At 58.3% G+C, this 14,780-nt stretch carries 14 protein-coding genes and 1 tRNA gene; 3 read left to right on the top strand and 12 right to left on the bottom strand.

Translation table 11 applies throughout. The features are described from left to right. Positions 1 to 17 precede the first annotated feature (17 nt). From AB7M29_RS10080 to dapA, 6 genes are all read right to left on the bottom strand, one after another. A complete protein-coding gene (locus AB7M29_RS10080; protein WP_454246785.1) occupies positions 18 to 1,724 on the bottom strand; it encodes a ShlB/FhaC/HecB family hemolysin secretion/activation protein in 1,707 nt (568 codons plus the stop codon). A gap of 601 nt (positions 1,725 to 2,325) precedes the next feature. Next, a tRNA-Ser gene (locus AB7M29_RS10075) sits at positions 2,326 to 2,415 on the bottom strand. A gap of 83 nt (positions 2,416 to 2,498) precedes the next feature. After that, a complete protein-coding gene (gene purC, locus AB7M29_RS10070) occupies positions 2,499 to 3,212 on the bottom strand; it encodes a phosphoribosylaminoimidazolesuccinocarboxamide synthase (RefSeq protein WP_007898671.1) in 714 nt (237 codons plus the stop codon). Positions 3,213 to 3,240: 28 nt separating this feature from the next. Then, positions 3,241 to 3,999 (bottom strand): MBL fold metallo-hydrolase, encoded by a 759-nt coding sequence (locus AB7M29_RS10065; RefSeq protein ID WP_123721941.1) that lies wholly within the window; start codon positions 3,997 to 3,999, stop codon positions 3,241 to 3,243. 4 nt (positions 4,000 to 4,003) lie between these two features. Then, complete coding sequence (gene bamC / locus AB7M29_RS10060; protein ID WP_052966428.1) at positions 4,004 to 5,119, bottom strand: outer membrane protein assembly factor BamC; 1,116 nt, start codon at positions 5,117 to 5,119, stop codon at positions 4,004 to 4,006. Between the two features lie 17 nt (positions 5,120 to 5,136). Then, positions 5,137 to 6,015 carry a 4-hydroxy-tetrahydrodipicolinate synthase gene (dapA, locus tag AB7M29_RS10055; RefSeq protein ID WP_217856605.1) on the bottom strand — a complete coding sequence of 293 codons (879 nt, stop codon included), beginning with the start codon at positions 6,013 to 6,015 and terminating at the stop codon, positions 5,137 to 5,139. Between the two features lie 325 nt (positions 6,016 to 6,340). Here dapA and AB7M29_RS10050 point away from each other — a divergent pair, with 325 nt between their 5' ends. Beyond that, positions 6,341 to 6,901, top strand: coding sequence for a glycine cleavage system protein R (locus AB7M29_RS10050; RefSeq protein ID WP_123721943.1), 561 nt, complete (start codon positions 6,341 to 6,343; stop codon positions 6,899 to 6,901). A gap of 10 nt (positions 6,902 to 6,911) precedes the next feature. Further along, positions 6,912 to 7,385: a peroxiredoxin gene (locus tag AB7M29_RS10045; RefSeq protein ID WP_258620526.1), complete on the top strand. Its 474-nt coding sequence runs from the start codon at positions 6,912 to 6,914 to the stop codon at positions 7,383 to 7,385. Positions 7,386 to 7,527: 142 nt separating this feature from the next. On the opposite strand, the gene AB7M29_RS10040 is transcribed toward AB7M29_RS10045, so the two are convergent. Next, a complete protein-coding gene (locus AB7M29_RS10040; RefSeq protein ID WP_217856607.1) occupies positions 7,528 to 8,598 on the bottom strand; it encodes an AI-2E family transporter in 1,071 nt (356 codons plus the stop codon). A gap of 31 nt (positions 8,599 to 8,629) precedes the next feature. Next, complete coding sequence (locus AB7M29_RS10035; RefSeq protein ID WP_007898654.1) at positions 8,630 to 8,869, bottom strand: sulfurtransferase TusA family protein; 240 nt, start codon at positions 8,867 to 8,869, stop codon at positions 8,630 to 8,632. Between the two features lie 98 nt (positions 8,870 to 8,967). On the opposite strand from AB7M29_RS10035, the gene AB7M29_RS10030 reads away from it, so the two are divergent. Next, positions 8,968 to 10,401 (top strand): M48 family metalloprotease, encoded by a 1,434-nt coding sequence (locus AB7M29_RS10030; protein ID WP_048394060.1) that lies wholly within the window; start codon positions 8,968 to 8,970, stop codon positions 10,399 to 10,401. A gap of 90 nt (positions 10,402 to 10,491) precedes the next feature. Here AB7M29_RS10030 and AB7M29_RS10025 read toward each other — a convergent pair whose 3' ends face one another. From AB7M29_RS10025 to rpoE, 4 genes are all read right to left on the bottom strand, one after another. Further along, positions 10,492 to 11,922: a DegQ family serine endoprotease gene (locus AB7M29_RS10025; protein ID WP_008014849.1), complete on the bottom strand. Its 1,431-nt coding sequence runs from the start codon at positions 11,920 to 11,922 to the stop codon at positions 10,492 to 10,494. A 247-nt stretch (positions 11,923 to 12,169) separates the two neighbouring features. Continuing rightward, positions 12,170 to 13,132 (bottom strand): MucB/RseB C-terminal domain-containing protein, encoded by a 963-nt coding sequence (locus tag AB7M29_RS10020; RefSeq protein WP_217856608.1) that lies wholly within the window; start codon positions 13,130 to 13,132, stop codon positions 12,170 to 12,172. An 8-nt stretch (positions 13,133 to 13,140) separates the two neighbouring features. Further along, positions 13,141 to 13,728, bottom strand: a complete 588-nt coding sequence (locus tag AB7M29_RS10015; protein ID WP_007898648.1) for a sigma-E factor negative regulatory protein — start codon at positions 13,726 to 13,728, stop codon at positions 13,141 to 13,143. A gap of 30 nt (positions 13,729 to 13,758) precedes the next feature. Beyond that, entirely contained in the window at positions 13,759 to 14,340 is a 582-nt protein-coding gene (gene rpoE, locus AB7M29_RS10010; RefSeq protein WP_003172477.1) for an RNA polymerase sigma factor RpoE, read from the bottom strand. Positions 14,341 to 14,780: the final 440 nt, after the last annotated feature.

The following is a 14,780-nucleotide window of genomic DNA, read 5'->3' as shown; positions in this document are numbered from 1 at the left end:
CTCGTTTAAAGCAAAATTTAGAGGAAGAAATCCACGCGGAAATAGATCGGCGCTTCGCGCTCGGTCAGGGCATCCGGGCGTTCCAGGGAATGGGCGAAGGTGACGCTGGCGCTCAGGTGCTCACCACGGGCAAACAACTCCAGTGAGTTGCTCGACATGCGCCCGTGCTGATCGCCGTTGTAGCGATCGCCACGAATCACACCCTGGTCGTAACCGAGGCTGGTGCCGTATTCGGCGAACACCGGGCGTAGCCATTCCAGTGTCACGGGACGGCTCCAGCGCAGATCATTGCGCCAGTAGCCACCGCTGTCGCCGGACAAGGACTGGTCCTTGTAACCACGGATCGACGATTGTCCGCCCAAGCTCATGCGCTGAGGGCTGAATAGCACGTCTTCACTGCGCTGACCGGTCATCAGGCTGCTGAAACTGAAGGACTCGCCACCCAGCACAAAGGGCTGCAAATAGCTGAGGGTGGCGGTGTATTTACGATAGCGCGCATCCGGCAACCCAGGCCCCGGCTCGTGATCGCCCTGGGCATCGAGGGCGCCGATGCCGTTTTGCAGGCCCAGGTCGAGGTTGACGAAGGCATTGCCGACCCGTCGCCCATGGTTGATGCCAAACTGCGCCTCGGTGATGCGATTGCTACTGTCGGTGAGTTTGCTGTCTTCGATGAAGTTGTTGGTGCGCAGGTACGCCAGCCCGGTGTTGAGCGAGGTCTTGCTCACCGCGTCGCGATGAATCACCCGCTCCAGGCGCAACTGATGGTTCTGGCTGTCGCCGCTCTGCTTGAAATTGAAGCCGTTGGCCTGGCCCAGCGCCCGGTATTCGCTCTGGCTGTAGGTGTAGCTCAGGTTCCACCAGCCAAACGGCAGGTTGTAATAGAGCATGGCATTGCGCGAGGTTTTCTGATGGTCGCTGATGGCATCGTGGCCGCCGCGCAAGGCCAGTTGGTCAGCCAGGCCCAAAGGGCTGTCCCAGTCCAGGGCGGTTCCCCATTGCTGCTCGCCGGTGCTTTTCTGCCCATCGTTATGCCGCGAGAGGCCGACGCGCCAGGGTTTCTGCGCAGAGTTATTGACCAGCACTTCGCTGCCACCGATGCTCTGCCCTGGTGTCAGTTCCATTTGCGCACGGTTGGATGGCAAACGGTTCAGTTGATCGACCATCTGTTCGATCTCCCGCAGGTTGACCAAGTCGCCGGCCTTACCGGGAAACGCCATCGCCAACTCGCGGTCCGACAGTTTGCTGTTTTCGGCGCCTTTCAAGCCTTCGAGTCGCCCTTCCACTACCAGCACACTCAAATGCCCGCCGGACAAATCCTGCTGCGGTAGATAAGCGCGGCTGGTGACCAGGCCTTTTTCGAGATAGTGGTTGGTGATGACCTTGAGCAACTGGTTAAGCTGCGGCACGCCCAGGCACTGGTTGAGAAAGGGCTTGAGCAGACGTTGACGCTCGCCCTCGGACAGGGCATCGGCGCCCTTGAGCTCAATGGTCTTGATCGGGAAGCAACGGCTGTCGGTAGGGGCCGTCGGCTGGGTAGGCTTCGCCTCCTTGCCGGGCAGGTCCTTGAGCTCCTCAAGACGTCGGCGCTGTTCTTCGAGCAGGCGGTCCTGACGCTCACGGATCAGGTCCGTGTCACCGGGGGTTGGCGCAGCATAAGCGAGCGTTAGCGGAGAAAGGCACAGCAAAGCCAGGCACAACCTCGCCCAATGGGCGGGTGAGAACATGTTCGATCCCTCGATACGGAAATGACAGCACGCTCGCGAGCGGACGAATAGCCATATACCGGCTTACTCCCACAAAACGCTCACGTTGCTGATGCGCAAAACTACGCGCACACCAGACCCCGCATATCGTTTTCGGTTCAAGGGCGCGGAAACTTTCTACTAAAAAAAAAGACGTATCTCACAGGACGCGTCTGAAATTACGACTGAACAAGGCAGATCTTTTCACGGCGGCTGAGCTACCGCTCCAGACTCAAAAGCAGGGCAGAAGCCTTCAAAGGGGGTTAGGGAGAGATAAGCCGCACCGGGAGCACTTCCTGTGAACGGAACCACACCCTGCCGTTAAAATAGTGGCCACTCTGGGAGCATTTGGCGTGACATTTGAATTGGTGGCAGGGATGTAGAAGGGATGATTTCAAAACGCAAGAAGGTTCTGCTGCGATCACGGTCGTACACGAACACCCAAGAGCCCGCGTACCTGATTTACTCATGCCAACAGTGCCGTATCGCCTCAAAACAGCATGGCTTGAGTAGTACAATCGAGTAGTACAACCGGAAAACAAAAAGCCCCGTAACTCATTGAGTTACGGGGCTTTTCTATGTATGGCGGAGAGATAGGGATTCGAACCCTAGGTACCGGTGAAGGTACAACGGATTTCGAATCCGTCCCATTCGGCCACTCTGGCATCTCTCCAACGGCGCGCATCATAACAACACTTTTGCCGGAAGCGAACCCCCTAAGCAAAATTTTTCCGTGCTATCAGATGCTTGCGTCGATTACAGCGGTACGCCCAGACGATTGGCGACTTCTTCATAGGCTTCGATGACGTCACCGAGGCCCTGACGGAAGCGGTCCTTGTCCATTTTCTTGCCGGTGGCCTTGTCCCACAGACGGCAGCCGTCCGGGCTGAACTCGTCGCCCAGGACGATGGAGCCGTCGGAGAAAACGCCGAATTCCAGTTTGAAGTCGACCAGCAGCAGGCCAGCGTCGTCGAACAGTTTGCTCAGGACTTCGTTGACCTTGAGCGACAGTTCTTTCATGCGAACCAGTTGCTCGGCAGTGCCCCAACCGAATGCCACGACGTGGGATTCGTTGATGAACGGATCGCCCTTGGCGTCGTCCTTCAGGAACAGTTCGAAGGTGTAAGGGTTGAGCTTCATGCCTTCTTCGACGCCCAGACGCTTGACCAGGCTGCCGGCAGCGTAGTTACGCACGACGCACTCGACCGGAATCATGTCGAGCTTTTTCACCAGGCATTCGTTGTCGCCCAGCAGTTTGTCGAATTGAGTCGGCACGCCGGCTGCTTCGAGTTTCTGCATGATGAAGGCGTTGAACTTGTTGTTCACCATGCCTTTGCGGTCGAGCTGCTCGATGCGCTTGCCGTCGAACGCCGAGGTGTCGTTGCGAAACAGCAGGATCAAGCGGTCAGCGTCATCGGTCTTGTAAACCGATTTGGCTTTGCCGCGGTAGAGTTCTTCACGTTTTTCCATGATGGGCTCCGCTTGCTAAGTAGGTGGGCTAGGCGATGTGTCGCCAGTCGAGCCCTGAATCTTGATCGGCCAGTTGCAGCCAGTCCGGGTCGCACCCGAGGGTGTCGACAAAACATTGCCGGGCCAGCTGCGGCAGGTTGTTCTTGCTGCTCAGATGGGCCAGGACCAGGTGTTGCAGGCCTTGCCAGCCCAACTCGGACACCAGGAATGCCGCCTGATGGTTGTTCAAATGTCCCAATTCACCGCCCACCCGCTGCTTGAGAAAGTACGGGTAGTGACCGCGAGCCAGCATGTCACGGCAATGGTTGGACTCGATCATCAATGCATCGAGGTCCCGGTAGCCGTCCAGCACCGTATTGCAATACGAGCCCAGGTCGGTCAACAGGCCGAAACGCCGTTGACCGTCACTGAAGACATACTGCGTCGGTTCCTGTGCATCATGCGCCACGGCAATGACGCCGATGCTCAGGTTGCCGATTTGCAGTTGCTCGCCGCCAGCCAGAAAGCCTGCGGGTTCAATCGGTTTGCGCATCCCGCGCAGGGTCCCGCGACTGAGGTAGACAGGCAGATTGTAACGCCGAGACAGCAGACCCACGCCATGCACGTGGTCGGCATGTTCGTGGGTCACGAGTATCGCGCTCAGCTGCGAAGGGTTCACACCCAGTCGCAGCAGGCGTTTTTCGGTTTCTCGCAGGGAGAAACCACAATCCACCAGTACATACGTGTCGTCGCTGGCTATCAGCGTGCCGTTCCCTTGGCTACCGCTGCCGAGAACGGCAAAACGCATGTGATCAGCCCAGGTTGTCCTGAATCACGCTCAACACTTTACGCGCCACGTCTGCTGGCGCCACGGTGTTGATGTTTTTCTCGACGGTGACTTGGACGTTCTCGCCAACCTTGCTCAGGCGAACCTGATAACGCTCGGCGCGAGCTTCAACTTCTTCCTTGTCCGGCTTGCTGCCGAACAGACCGCTGAAGAAACCTGGCTTCTCGTCCTTTTTCTCGGCTTTTTCGGCGAGGTTGATGTAGTACAGGCCCAGGCTGCGGTTGATGTCTTCAACACGCCATTCGCCCTGTTCCAGCGCACGACCGACACTCGACCAGGCACGATCCAGATCGGAACCGACGTTGAGCACCGGGTTGCCGCTGCCATCTTCGGTCAGGCTGACACGACTTGGCGTATCGAAATCACGAGAGGCCAGCATGGAGACCGAACCGCCCTTCTCCGAAGTACGGCTCATGCTCGCGAGCATGTCGTCGACCAGTGCTGCGTCCAGGCCAGTGTTGACCGAGCGATTGGTGAAATCCACATTGGCGGTGCTGCCGGCAGGACGCTCGGCGCTGACCACGTAGACTTCACTGGTGTTGCGCTGCACGCCTGGTTCGATACGCACCCGCACACGGCTTTCACTGTCGGCGCCGACACCGGCTGCGCTCAGGCGCTTGGCCATTGCGGCGGACAATTCGTCGGAATGCTGCCAGGTGGTGGTGAATTCGCCGGTTTGCGGGCGTTGTTCGTCCAGACGGAAGCCGTTGTCCTGGAAGAACTGCACGGCCACGGGCCAGACTTCGGCCGGTGGGTGCTGGGCCATGACCCAACGCGAATCGCCGCTCTTCTGCAGGGTGTAGTCGCTGGCATCAGCCGCTGCCGACAGCGGCTGCGGACGAGGCACGATGTATTCGCCTTTGGCAGTGTCGTCGGCCACGTTGCGCGGTATCGGCAACAGCGGATCCAGACGCTTGGCGGTGCTGACGTCCGGTGGCAGTTGCATCGGTGCAGTCTGTTGCGCTTCCAGGTAGTCGCTACCACGGTCACGGAAATAACCTTCCGGGCCCCAGATCCATCCGCAGCCACTGGTGCTGGAGATAATCAAGGCAAGTGCGGAAAGTCCGGCCATTCGCTTCATGCGTAGTACTTCCTCAATTAAACCAGGACGCCGGACTGGCGCATGGCCTGCCGCAGCGGTTCGTGACAGGCAGCGCTGAGCCAGGTGAGCGGCAGACGAATACCGTCCGGCATCAAGCCCATTTCATGCAGTGCCCATTTCACGGGGATAGGGTTGGATTCGATAAACAGGGTTTTATTGAGCGGCATCAGCTTTTCGTGGATCGCCCGGGCTTTGACAGCATCGCCGGCCATGGCCGCGGCGCACAGGTCGCTCATGGCGCGCGGTGCGACGTTGGCGGTCACCGAAATATTGCCCTTGCCGCCGAGCAGCATCAGCTCGACTGCGGTCGCGTCGTCTCCGGAATAAACCAGGAAGTCGCTGCTCACGCCGGCCAGGATGTCCTTGGCGCGCTGCAGGTCGCCCGTGGCTTCCTTGATGCCGATGATGTTCTTCACGGTCGACAGGCGAATCACCGTCTCGGCCTGCATGTCGCAAGCGGTACGGCCCGGCACGTTGTAGAGAATCTGCGGGATGTCGACGGCTTCGGCGATTGCCTTGAAGTGCTGGTACAGGCCTTCTTGCGTCGGCTTGTTGTAATAAGGGGTTACCAGCAGGCACGCGTCGGCGCCGGCGTTCTTCGCGTTGGTCGTCAACTCGATCGCTTCGCGCGTCGAATTGGCGCCCGTACCGGCGATCACCGGAATACGCCCTGCAACCTGAGCAACCACGCGACGAATCACTTCAATGTGCTCGTTCACGTCAAGCGTGGCCGACTCACCTGTAGTGCCGACCGCCACGATGGCGTTGGTGCCCTCTTGCAGGTGGAAGTCCACCAGTTTGCTCAGGCTGTCCCAGTCGAGACGACCCTGTGCATCCATGGGTGTGACCAGTGCCACCATACTGCCCGCAATCATGCAACCGCTCCTGCCGGAAAAAGAGAGCGGTAATGGTACTGGCGCCAAGATGCTTGTACAAGCGAAGTACTGCGCTACTGCCATTCCCCTTGGCGCTGCTTTTCGCTACCCTTCAGACTTTGATCGGTACTGATAAGCTCGTACGCCGTGTTCCAGCCTCCATTTTCGGCATCACAAGCCCCGATCCAGCGTTGCCACCCCTCGCTCTCGCCACTCTGGAGCACGTTGCAACCTTCGGCCGGGTTTTCTGAATTCGCATCCGCAGGCTCGTCCCGGTAAAAAAGCGCATAAAAGTATCGACCGCTCATCGCTTTAGGAATGCTGCATGTCCACCCCCACAGTTCGCGAACAATTCCTTGTCATCAGTGCCCTCGGCGCCAACCCCATGGAGCTGACTAACGTCCTGTGCCGCGCCAGCCATGAAAACCGCTGCGCCGTGGTCACTTCTCGGCTGACGCGCCATGGCGAATGCAGTGCGTTGATCCTTGAAATCTCGGGCAGCTGGGACGCCCTGGCGCGCCTCGAAGGCAGCCTCCCAGTGATGGCCAAACGGCACGCCTTCACCGTTAACGTGGTCCGCAGCGCTGCCCTGGAGAACCGTCCGCAAGCCCTGCCGTACGTTGCCTACGTCAGCTCAGCCTACCGCCCGGACATCATCAACGAGCTGTGCCAGTTCTTCATGGATCACAACGTCGAGCTGGAGAACCTGACCTGCGACACCTATCAGGCCCCGCAGACCGGCGGCACCATGCTTAACGCTACGTTCACCGTGACCTTGCCGGCCGGCACCCAGATCAGCTGGTTGCGTGACCAGTTCCTGGATTTCGCCGACGCCATGAACCTGGACGCACTGATTGAACCGTGGCGCCCACAAAACCCAATGTAAGGAAGCTTTCATGGCCGTAACCATCGACCAACCGGTTGCCGACTTCGAAGCACCCGCCACCAGCGGGCAATCCGTCAGCCTCGCGGGCCTCAAAGGCAAGCAAGTGGTGATTTACTTCTATCCGAAGGACAGCACGCCGGGCTGCACCACTCAGGGTCAGGGTTTTCGTGATCAGCTTGACGCCTTTAAAGCCGCCAATACCGAAGTCTTCGGCGTGTCTCGCGACAGCCTGAAATCCCACGAAAACTTCAAGGCCAAGCAGGCGTTCACCTTCGAGCTGATCAGCGACAAGGAAGAAGCGCTGTGCCAGCTGTTCGACGTGATCAAACTGAAAAAGCTCTACGGCAAGGAATATATGGGCGTTGATCGCAGCACATTCCTGATCGACAAGGATGGTGTGCTGCGTCAGGAATGGCGCGGTGTGAAAGTGCCGGGGCATGTGGATGCGGTTTTGGCTGCTGCTCAGGCGCTGAACAAGGCCTGATTATTTGGGCGTCTGTTCGGACGCCTTCGCGGGCAAGTCGGATCGCCGCACCGCTCGCTCCTACAGGATTTGCGCAATCCCTGTGGGACCGAGCCTGCTCGGGCTGAGGCCATTCGCCTCACTGAAAAGTCCAGCCTGACAATTAAAGCAGTGGCGCCACAATCGGCTCTTTGCGCGGCCAGGCATCCAGCACGGCCTTGAACAGCGTCGCCAGGGGAATCGCAAAGAATACGCCCCAGAAGCCCCACAACCCGCCAAACAACAGCACCGCGCAAATGATCGCCACCGGATGCAGGTTGACCGCCTCCGAGAACAGCAGTGGCACCAACACGTTGCCGTCCAGCGTCTGGATGATCCCGTAGACCGCCATCAAATAGATGAACTGATCGCTCCAGCCCCACTGGAACAGTGCAATCAGCAGCACCGGCACGGTCACCACCACTGCCCCGACGTAAGGCACCACCACCGACACACCCACCAGCAACGCCAGCAACGCCGAATAGTTGAGCCCCAGCGCCACGAAGGCGATGTAAGTCACGCCACCGCAAATGAAGATTTCGATGACCTTACCGCGAATGTAATTGGCGATCTGCCGGTTCATTTCCTGGGCGACCCGGGTGATCAGCGCCCGCTCACGCGGCAGATAACCGCGCACCCACTGGCCGATCATCTCCCGGTCCTTGAGAAAGAAGAACACCAGGATCGGCACCAGCACCAGGTAGATCATGATGTTCACCAGCAGCGGCAGACTCGACAGCGAGAATGTCAGCGCCCACTGACCGAACTTGCCGATCTCGCCCCGCGCCACTTCGATCGCCTGCAGCACTTGTTCATCCGACACCAGGTGCGGATAGCGCTCGGGTAGCAGCAACAGCAGCGACTGCCACTTGGCAAGCATGCCGGGCAATTCGTTGAACAACGTGATCAGTTGGTGCCAGAGCAGTGGCACCACGATGATGATAAAGACCAGCAACAACCCCATGAATAACGCGAAAACCAGCCCCACCGCCACGCCACCAGGCACACGCAGGCGCTCGAGGGTCACTACCAGCCCCTGCATCAGATACGCCAGCACCATACCGGCCAGTACTGGCGCGAGCATTCCACCCAGGGTAAGCACCGCGGTAAATGCCAGAAACAGCAGCACCGCCAGTACCACAGCCTCTTCATCCGAGAAATAGCGCTGAATCCAGTCGCGTAACACCTTGAACATCAATAATCCTTAGAAACGAACGCAGCAGGTTTCAGGCTTTTTTCAACCAATAGCGGTAAACGCCCGCCTCATCTTCTTCACGAAGCAGCGTATGACCGGCCAATCGGGCAAAGGTGCGAAAGTCGCGCTGGGAACCCGCATCGGTAGCAATCACCTTGAGTACCGCACCGCTGGCCAGTCGGTTGAGTTCCAGTTTGGCCTTGAGCAACGGCAACGGGCAATTCAGACCGCTGGCGTCCAGTTCGGCGTCGTGGGTTACTGCGTCAGTCATCGAATCACTCCGGGGCAGGGGGTTAAGCAGCTTAGAATATCTGGTCCCAAGCGTAGTGTCCGGCTACAGTAAGGTCTTTGTCGACTAAGGCTTTGTGCATGACTTTTTTGCGCCCTACCCTGCTGACGCTCGCTTGCCTGCTCGCCTCACCAGGCTTCGCCGACGACTTGCCGTCACTCGGTGACGCCAGTTCTGCCATCGTCTCGCCGCAACAGGAACACCAACTGGGCCGTGCGTGGCTGGCGCTGTTGCGCAGCCAGGTGTCGCAGCTCAACGATCCGCAGCTCAAGGATTACGTCGAATCCAGCGTCTACCGACTGGTGGAAACCAGCCAGGTCAATGACCGGCGCCTGGAGTTCATCCTGATCAACAGTCCGCAGCTCAACGCATTTGCCGCGCCGGGCGGGATCGTCGGCGTCAACGGTGGCTTGTTCCTCAATGCCCAGACCGAAGGCGAATATGCCTCGGTACTGGCCCACGAACTGGCTCACTTGTCGCAGCGTCACTTCGCCCGCGGTGTCGAAGCGTCGCAACGCATGCAAGTGCCCATGATGGCTGCGCTGCTGGCCGGCATCGTGATTGCCGCGGCCGGTGCAGGCGATGCCGGGATCGCGGCCATTGCCGGTACTCAAGCGGCGGCGATTCAGGAACAACGACGCTTCTCGCGCCAGAACGAGCAGGAAGCCGACCGTATCGGCATCATGAATCTGGAAAAGGCCGGTTACGATCCACGTTCGATGCCGACCATGTTCGAACGCCTGATGCGCCAGTACCGCTTCGACGCCAAGCCACCAGAATTCCTGCTGACTCACCCGGTGACCGAATCGCGGATCGCCGACACCCGCAACCGCGCCGAACAGGCCAAGCCGGGCGGTATTGAAGACAGCATGCGTTACCAACTGATTCGGGCGCGCGTGCAGCTGATCTATGAAGAAACCCCAGGCCTGGGCGCCAAGCGCTTCCGGGCCCAACTCGATGAAAACCCGAAAAATGACGTCGCACGCTATGGCCTGGCGATCGCCCAGATCAAGGGCGGCCAGCTGAATGAGGCTCGCGAGAACCTCAAGCTGCTGCTGGCCAAATCGCCGAACGAGATCATCTACAACCTGGCGCAGGTCGATCTCGACATCACCAATAATCGTCTGCCCGATGCTCAATCACGGGTCGACCGGATGCTCACTCAATACCCCGGCAACTACCCGCTGAATCAGGTGCGCGTCGACCTGTTGCTCAAGCAGAATCGAGCGGCCGATGCGGAAAAAGCGCTGGAGAACCTGCTCAAGAGCCGGCCCGATGATCCGGACGTCTGGTACATGGTGGCCGAGACTCGCGGTCTGTCGGGCAACATCATCGGCCTGCATCAGGCTCGCGCGGAGTACTTTGCGCTGGTCGGCGATTATCGCCAGGCGATCCAGCAACTGGACTTCGCCAAGCGCAAGGCTGGCAGCAACTTCCCGCTGTCATCGCGCATCGACGCACGGCAACGTGAGTTGATGGAGCAGGAACGCATGGTCAAGGACATGATGGGCTAACGCCTTCAGATATAAAGCTCAGTAACAAAAAATACAGGTACAAAAAAACCGCCTCTTTCGAGGCGGTTTTTTATTCAGCCGACAACCGGTTTATTCAGCCAGTTTGAAGGTGATGAAGCTGGCACGACCTTGACGCAGAACCCGCATCGACACCGAGCGGTTCTTCGGCAGCGCCTTGGCAATGTCGGTGAACTCCTTGGAGGAGCCGATCGCCTGGTTGTTGAGGTGAGTGATCACATCGCCCGGCTGCAAGCCGATCAGGGCAGCAGGACCGTCCTGAACTTCCTTGATAACCACCCCACCTTTGAGGTCGAGGGTTTTCTTCTGCTCTTCGGTCAACTCGGCCACCGAAACACCCAGGCGATTGCTGCTGCGCTCGACGCTGGATTTAGGCAGGGCTTCCAACTCTTTGCCTTCTTCGGGAATAGCGCCAACGGTCAGCTCGACGTTCTTGCGCTTGCCTTCGCGGATCACTTCAAGATCGGCTTTCGAGCCAGCCTTCAGCGCGCCCACCAGATGCGGCAGATCGGCGGACATCACGATCGGTTGTCCGTTCATGCTGAGGATCACGTCGCCCACTTGCAGGCCGCCCTTGGCAGCAGGACCGTCATCCTGGATCTGAGCCACCAGCGCACCGGCCGGTTTCTCGAGACCGAACGACTCGGCCAGATCCTTGTTCACTTCCTGGATCACTACGCCTAACCAGCCACGACTGACTTTACCGCCGCTTTTCAGCTGATTGGAAACGTCCATCGCCACATCGATAGGGATTGCGAAGGACACGCCCATGAAGCCGCCGGAACGGGTATAGATCTGCGAGTTGATGCCGACCACTTCACCCGCCAGGTTGAACAGTGGACCACCAGAGTTGCCCGGATTGATCGGCACGTCGGTCTGGATGAACGGCACATAGTTTTCGTTCGGCAGGCTACGGCCGATGGCGCTGACGATGCCCTGGGTCACCGTGTGATCAAAGCCGAACGGCGAACCGATGGCCACGACCCACTGACCGGCTTTCAGATCCTGCGACTTGCCAAGCTTCAGAACCGGCAGGTCCTTGCCTTCGATTTTCAGCAAAGCGACGTCGGAGCGCGGATCGGTACCGATCAGCTTGGCCTTCAACTCACTGCGATCGGCGAGGCGCACGAGAATCTCGTCGGCATCGGCAATCACATGGTTGTTGGTCAGGATGTAGCCGTCGGACGAAATGATAAAGCCCGAGCCCAGGGATTGGGCTTCACGCTGACGATCACCGCGGGGGGAACGTGGCTGCTGCGGCATGCCCCGCTCAAAGAACTCGCGCAGCATCGGCGGCAAGCCTTCAAGGTCAGGCATTTGCTCGCTGGACACTTTACGGTCCGGCAGCTTCTGGGTCGTACTGATGTTAACCACCGCGGGCGAGGCTTGCTCGACCAACTGCGTGAAGTCAGGCAACTCGACCGCTTGCGCAGCGACCGCCTGACCGAGCACCAGCACGGTGGCAAAAATGGAGAGATAAGACTTCAAGCGTGGAATCGACATACGGCTCCCGTTACGACGAGCATGGTTAAGCGATATGGAGCAAGGAACACCGGAAACGATACGCCGGTATTTTTGTTCCGGGAACAACAAACAAGGCCAGAGCCGAGAGGCTCTGACCTATAAAAAAATTTCGGGATTTTTGCAAATGAAAATGCTCGGCAAAACATTTCGAGGCATCAACGGCAGGACAGCCATTGTCGACCTCCCGCACCATCCAGACCCCGATAGATGAGCATGGCTGATCAGCTTACTGCTTGCTGGTAGCCGCGGCATCGTTGCGCATGGACAGCGCAATCCGTTCGGCGGTACCAATCGGTATTTCACCGACCACAGTCACCATCATCTCGCCTTGCGGAGTAGTCAATCGCCGGGAGACAGCAACGGTTGGCCCTAGCTGGGTGCGCGTGTCAGTGACTGTTGCGCCATTCAACGGCTCAAGGAACACCGAGAATCGGGCCAGACCGTCGTCGAACATCAGACTGTTGACCTGGGCCTTGGTTTCCGGGTCCTTGTGAGAGGTACTGCTGGTCAGCTCGAAACCTGGTGGTAACCAGTCCGAATGCCAGACCTGCGCAGTTTTGACGGCGGAAGCCTTGTCACTGTCGAGGGTAATGGGTTTGCAATCAGAACCTGCCTGCAAATCGCTGTCGGAAGGCACTTCGGCAGTATCCAGTCGGGTGAACTGGAACCGCTCCAGCAGTTGCCCTTTGTCATTGAGCAACAACGACTTCAACGGCAAACCGGTTTCCTTGTCCAGATGCAGTTCAAAACCGTAGCGATGCTGATCGCGAGGTTTCAACGACACGATCACCGCCGCACGCCCGGCGACACGCGACTTGCCAATGACGGCAAGGTCATACCAATTCTTTAGCTTTTGTGGATCGAGTGCACGAGCGGTGGAGTTGGGTGAGTCCCCCAGCCCTGCTATCAGGGTGCCGCTCACGCATTGAGTATGCCCATCAATGCGCACGACTTCCTGTGCCGAGCCGTCGAGCTGGAGTAAACGCTCGCGGACCTTGCCATCCTGGACGCGATGCCAGATGTTGTGGGTAGAGAAACTACCGTTACGCTCGTAGACGAAAGTACCGTGAAAGCTCTGCGTTTGCTCCGCCTGTCCCAGACGCTTCAGCCAGTCCTGGGCTTCATCGGCGTGGGCTGGAACAACGAACCAGCCACTGAGCAGAAGCGTAAGTAGAGGTATGGCGCGCATGATCCTCCTTAGCGGTTTTCCAGGCTTGCTGCACGAGCGTAAGGCAGAGCGCTCTCAGTACCTTTCAGTGCAGCTTGTTGAGCATGTTGGCGCAAGTAACCTGGCAGACGCTGATCATGCCAGCCTGGTTGACCTTGCAATACGCCGTTGGCCATAGGGCCAGTGGCTTCCGAGCTCTCATTGTAGCCTGCCAATACAGCTGGACCCTTGACCTGAGGAGCGGTCAGACCCGGTTGACTGGATTGCTGGGCCAACTCGACACCGGCGATCTCGTCCTGGTTGTACAGACGCACACCCGCCAACACGGCAACGGTCACCGAAGCAGCGACTGCCAGACGACCCAGGCTGCGCCATGGACCGCGAGAGGCTTTTGCCGGTACGGCTTCGTCAGCCAGCGCAGCAGAGACTGCCGCAGCAATGTCCAGACGAGGAAGCAACAAATCCTTGTGCATAACTGCCCGAGCGATCTGGTAACGAGCCCAAGTATCGCGGGTTTCAACATCGTCGAAGGCATTCAACACCCGACGCAATTCCAATTCGTCCGCTTCGTTATCCATCACTGCGGACAGCGATTCCTGCAGGGCTTCACGACTCATGGCGTTCCTCTCTTGGCTGTCGCCGCTGTCTCAGTTTTCCTGCAACAACGGCTGCAGGGCTTTATCGATGGCTTCCCGAGCGCGGAAAATCCGGGAGCGCACGGTACCCACCGGACACTGCATGACGCTGGCAATGTCCTCGTAACTCAGACCATCGAATTCACGTAAAGTTAAAGCCGTACGCAAATCTTCTGGCAGTTGCTGAATGGTTCGATGGACGGTGCCTTCGATCTCATCCCGCAGCAATGCACGTTCTGGCGACTCGAGATCCTTGAGGCCATGATCGCCATCGTAGAACTCTGCATCCTCGGAACTGACATCGCTATCCGGCGGCCGACGGCCGCGTGAAACCAGATAGTTTTTCGCCGTGTTGATGGCGATGCGGTAAAGCCACGTATAAAACGCGCTGTCTCCGCGAAAATTACCAAGTGCACGGTATGCCTTGATAAAGGCTTCCTGTGCGACATCCTGGGCTTCATGGGTGTCGTGCACGAACCGCACGATCAACCCGAGAATTTTGTGCTGGTATTTCAGCACTAGCAGATCGAAAGCTCGCTTGTCGCCGCGTTGAACGCGCTCGACCAGCTGCTGATCCTCTTCCTGGGTTAGCATGAACACTCCTCGATAAGCTCGAAGGAGGCTTGCATTACTGAACGACCAGACTTGCAAACATAGACTCGGGCTTTTCGCAAAAGTTCTCCCCCTTCAAGCAAGTTTCCTGCGCGCTCTGATTTGGCACGCACGAAAAGCGCAGCGCGGGATAACCCGGCTGCGCGAATAATCTTGTCATCGGATTCGTCAGCAAAGACCCAACCGCAAGTCCCGCACCGAAGCCGACACTGTCCCTTGTTTCAGGCAACCTTCTATTGATCTTGGGCCTTTGGCAAAAGTTCCATATTTATAGCTGCCCGAAACCGACATTGTGCAATTCTGAAGAGAAAAAGACTGTTAAATCCACGATACAGTCGCCACGTCGCCGAAGCCCTCAAAAAAAACTTCCGACGAAGCGTCCAGCCTTTTCCGTCACAGTAGTTTCACAATGCCATGCTGGC

The organism is Pseudomonas sp. F-14 TE3623, from assembly GCF_053629015.1.
Note: the sequence above shows the minus strand (reverse complement) of the source record. Positions and strands in the feature narration are given on the sequence as shown.

Bases quoted from the DNA above. Each gene is read 5' to 3' on its own strand.
- AB7M29_RS10045 (WP_258620526.1), top strand. From the start codon at position 6,912: ATGGCCGTAACCATCGACCAACCGGTTGCCGACTTCGAAGCACCCGCC.
- AB7M29_RS10015 (WP_007898648.1), bottom strand. From the start codon at position 13,728: ATGAGTCGTGAAGCCCTGCAGGAATCGCTGTCCGCAGTGATGGATAAC.
- AB7M29_RS10030 (WP_048394060.1), top strand. From the start codon at position 8,968: ATGACTTTTTTGCGCCCTACCCTGCTGACGCTCGCTTGCCTGCTCGCC.
- rpoE (WP_003172477.1), bottom strand. From the start codon at position 14,340: ATGCTAACCCAGGAAGAGGATCAGCAGCTGGTCGAGCGCGTTCAACGC.
- AB7M29_RS10065 (WP_123721941.1), bottom strand. From the start codon at position 3,999: ATGCGTTTTGCCGTTCTCGGCAGCGGTAGCCAAGGGAACGGCACGCTG.
- AB7M29_RS10035 (WP_007898654.1), bottom strand. From the start codon at position 8,869: ATGACTGACGCAGTAACCCACGACGCCGAACTGGACGCCAGCGGTCTG.
- purC (WP_007898671.1), bottom strand. From the start codon at position 3,212: ATGGAAAAACGTGAAGAACTCTACCGCGGCAAAGCCAAATCGGTTTAC.
- dapA (WP_217856605.1), bottom strand. From the start codon at position 6,015: ATGATTGCGGGCAGTATGGTGGCACTGGTCACACCCATGGATGCACAG.
- AB7M29_RS10025 (WP_008014849.1), bottom strand. From the start codon at position 11,922: ATGTCGATTCCACGCTTGAAGTCTTATCTCTCCATTTTTGCCACCGTG.
- AB7M29_RS10040 (WP_217856607.1), bottom strand. From the start codon at position 8,598: ATGTTCAAGGTGTTACGCGACTGGATTCAGCGCTATTTCTCGGATGAA.
- bamC (WP_052966428.1), bottom strand. From the start codon at position 5,119: ATGAAGCGAATGGCCGGACTTTCCGCACTTGCCTTGATTATCTCCAGC.
- AB7M29_RS10050 (WP_123721943.1), top strand. From the start codon at position 6,341: ATGTCCACCCCCACAGTTCGCGAACAATTCCTTGTCATCAGTGCCCTC.
- AB7M29_RS10020 (WP_217856608.1), bottom strand. From the start codon at position 13,132: ATGCGCGCCATACCTCTACTTACGCTTCTGCTCAGTGGCTGGTTCGTT.
- AB7M29_RS10080 (WP_454246785.1), bottom strand. From the start codon at position 1,724: ATGTTCTCACCCGCCCATTGGGCGAGGTTGTGCCTGGCTTTGCTGTGC.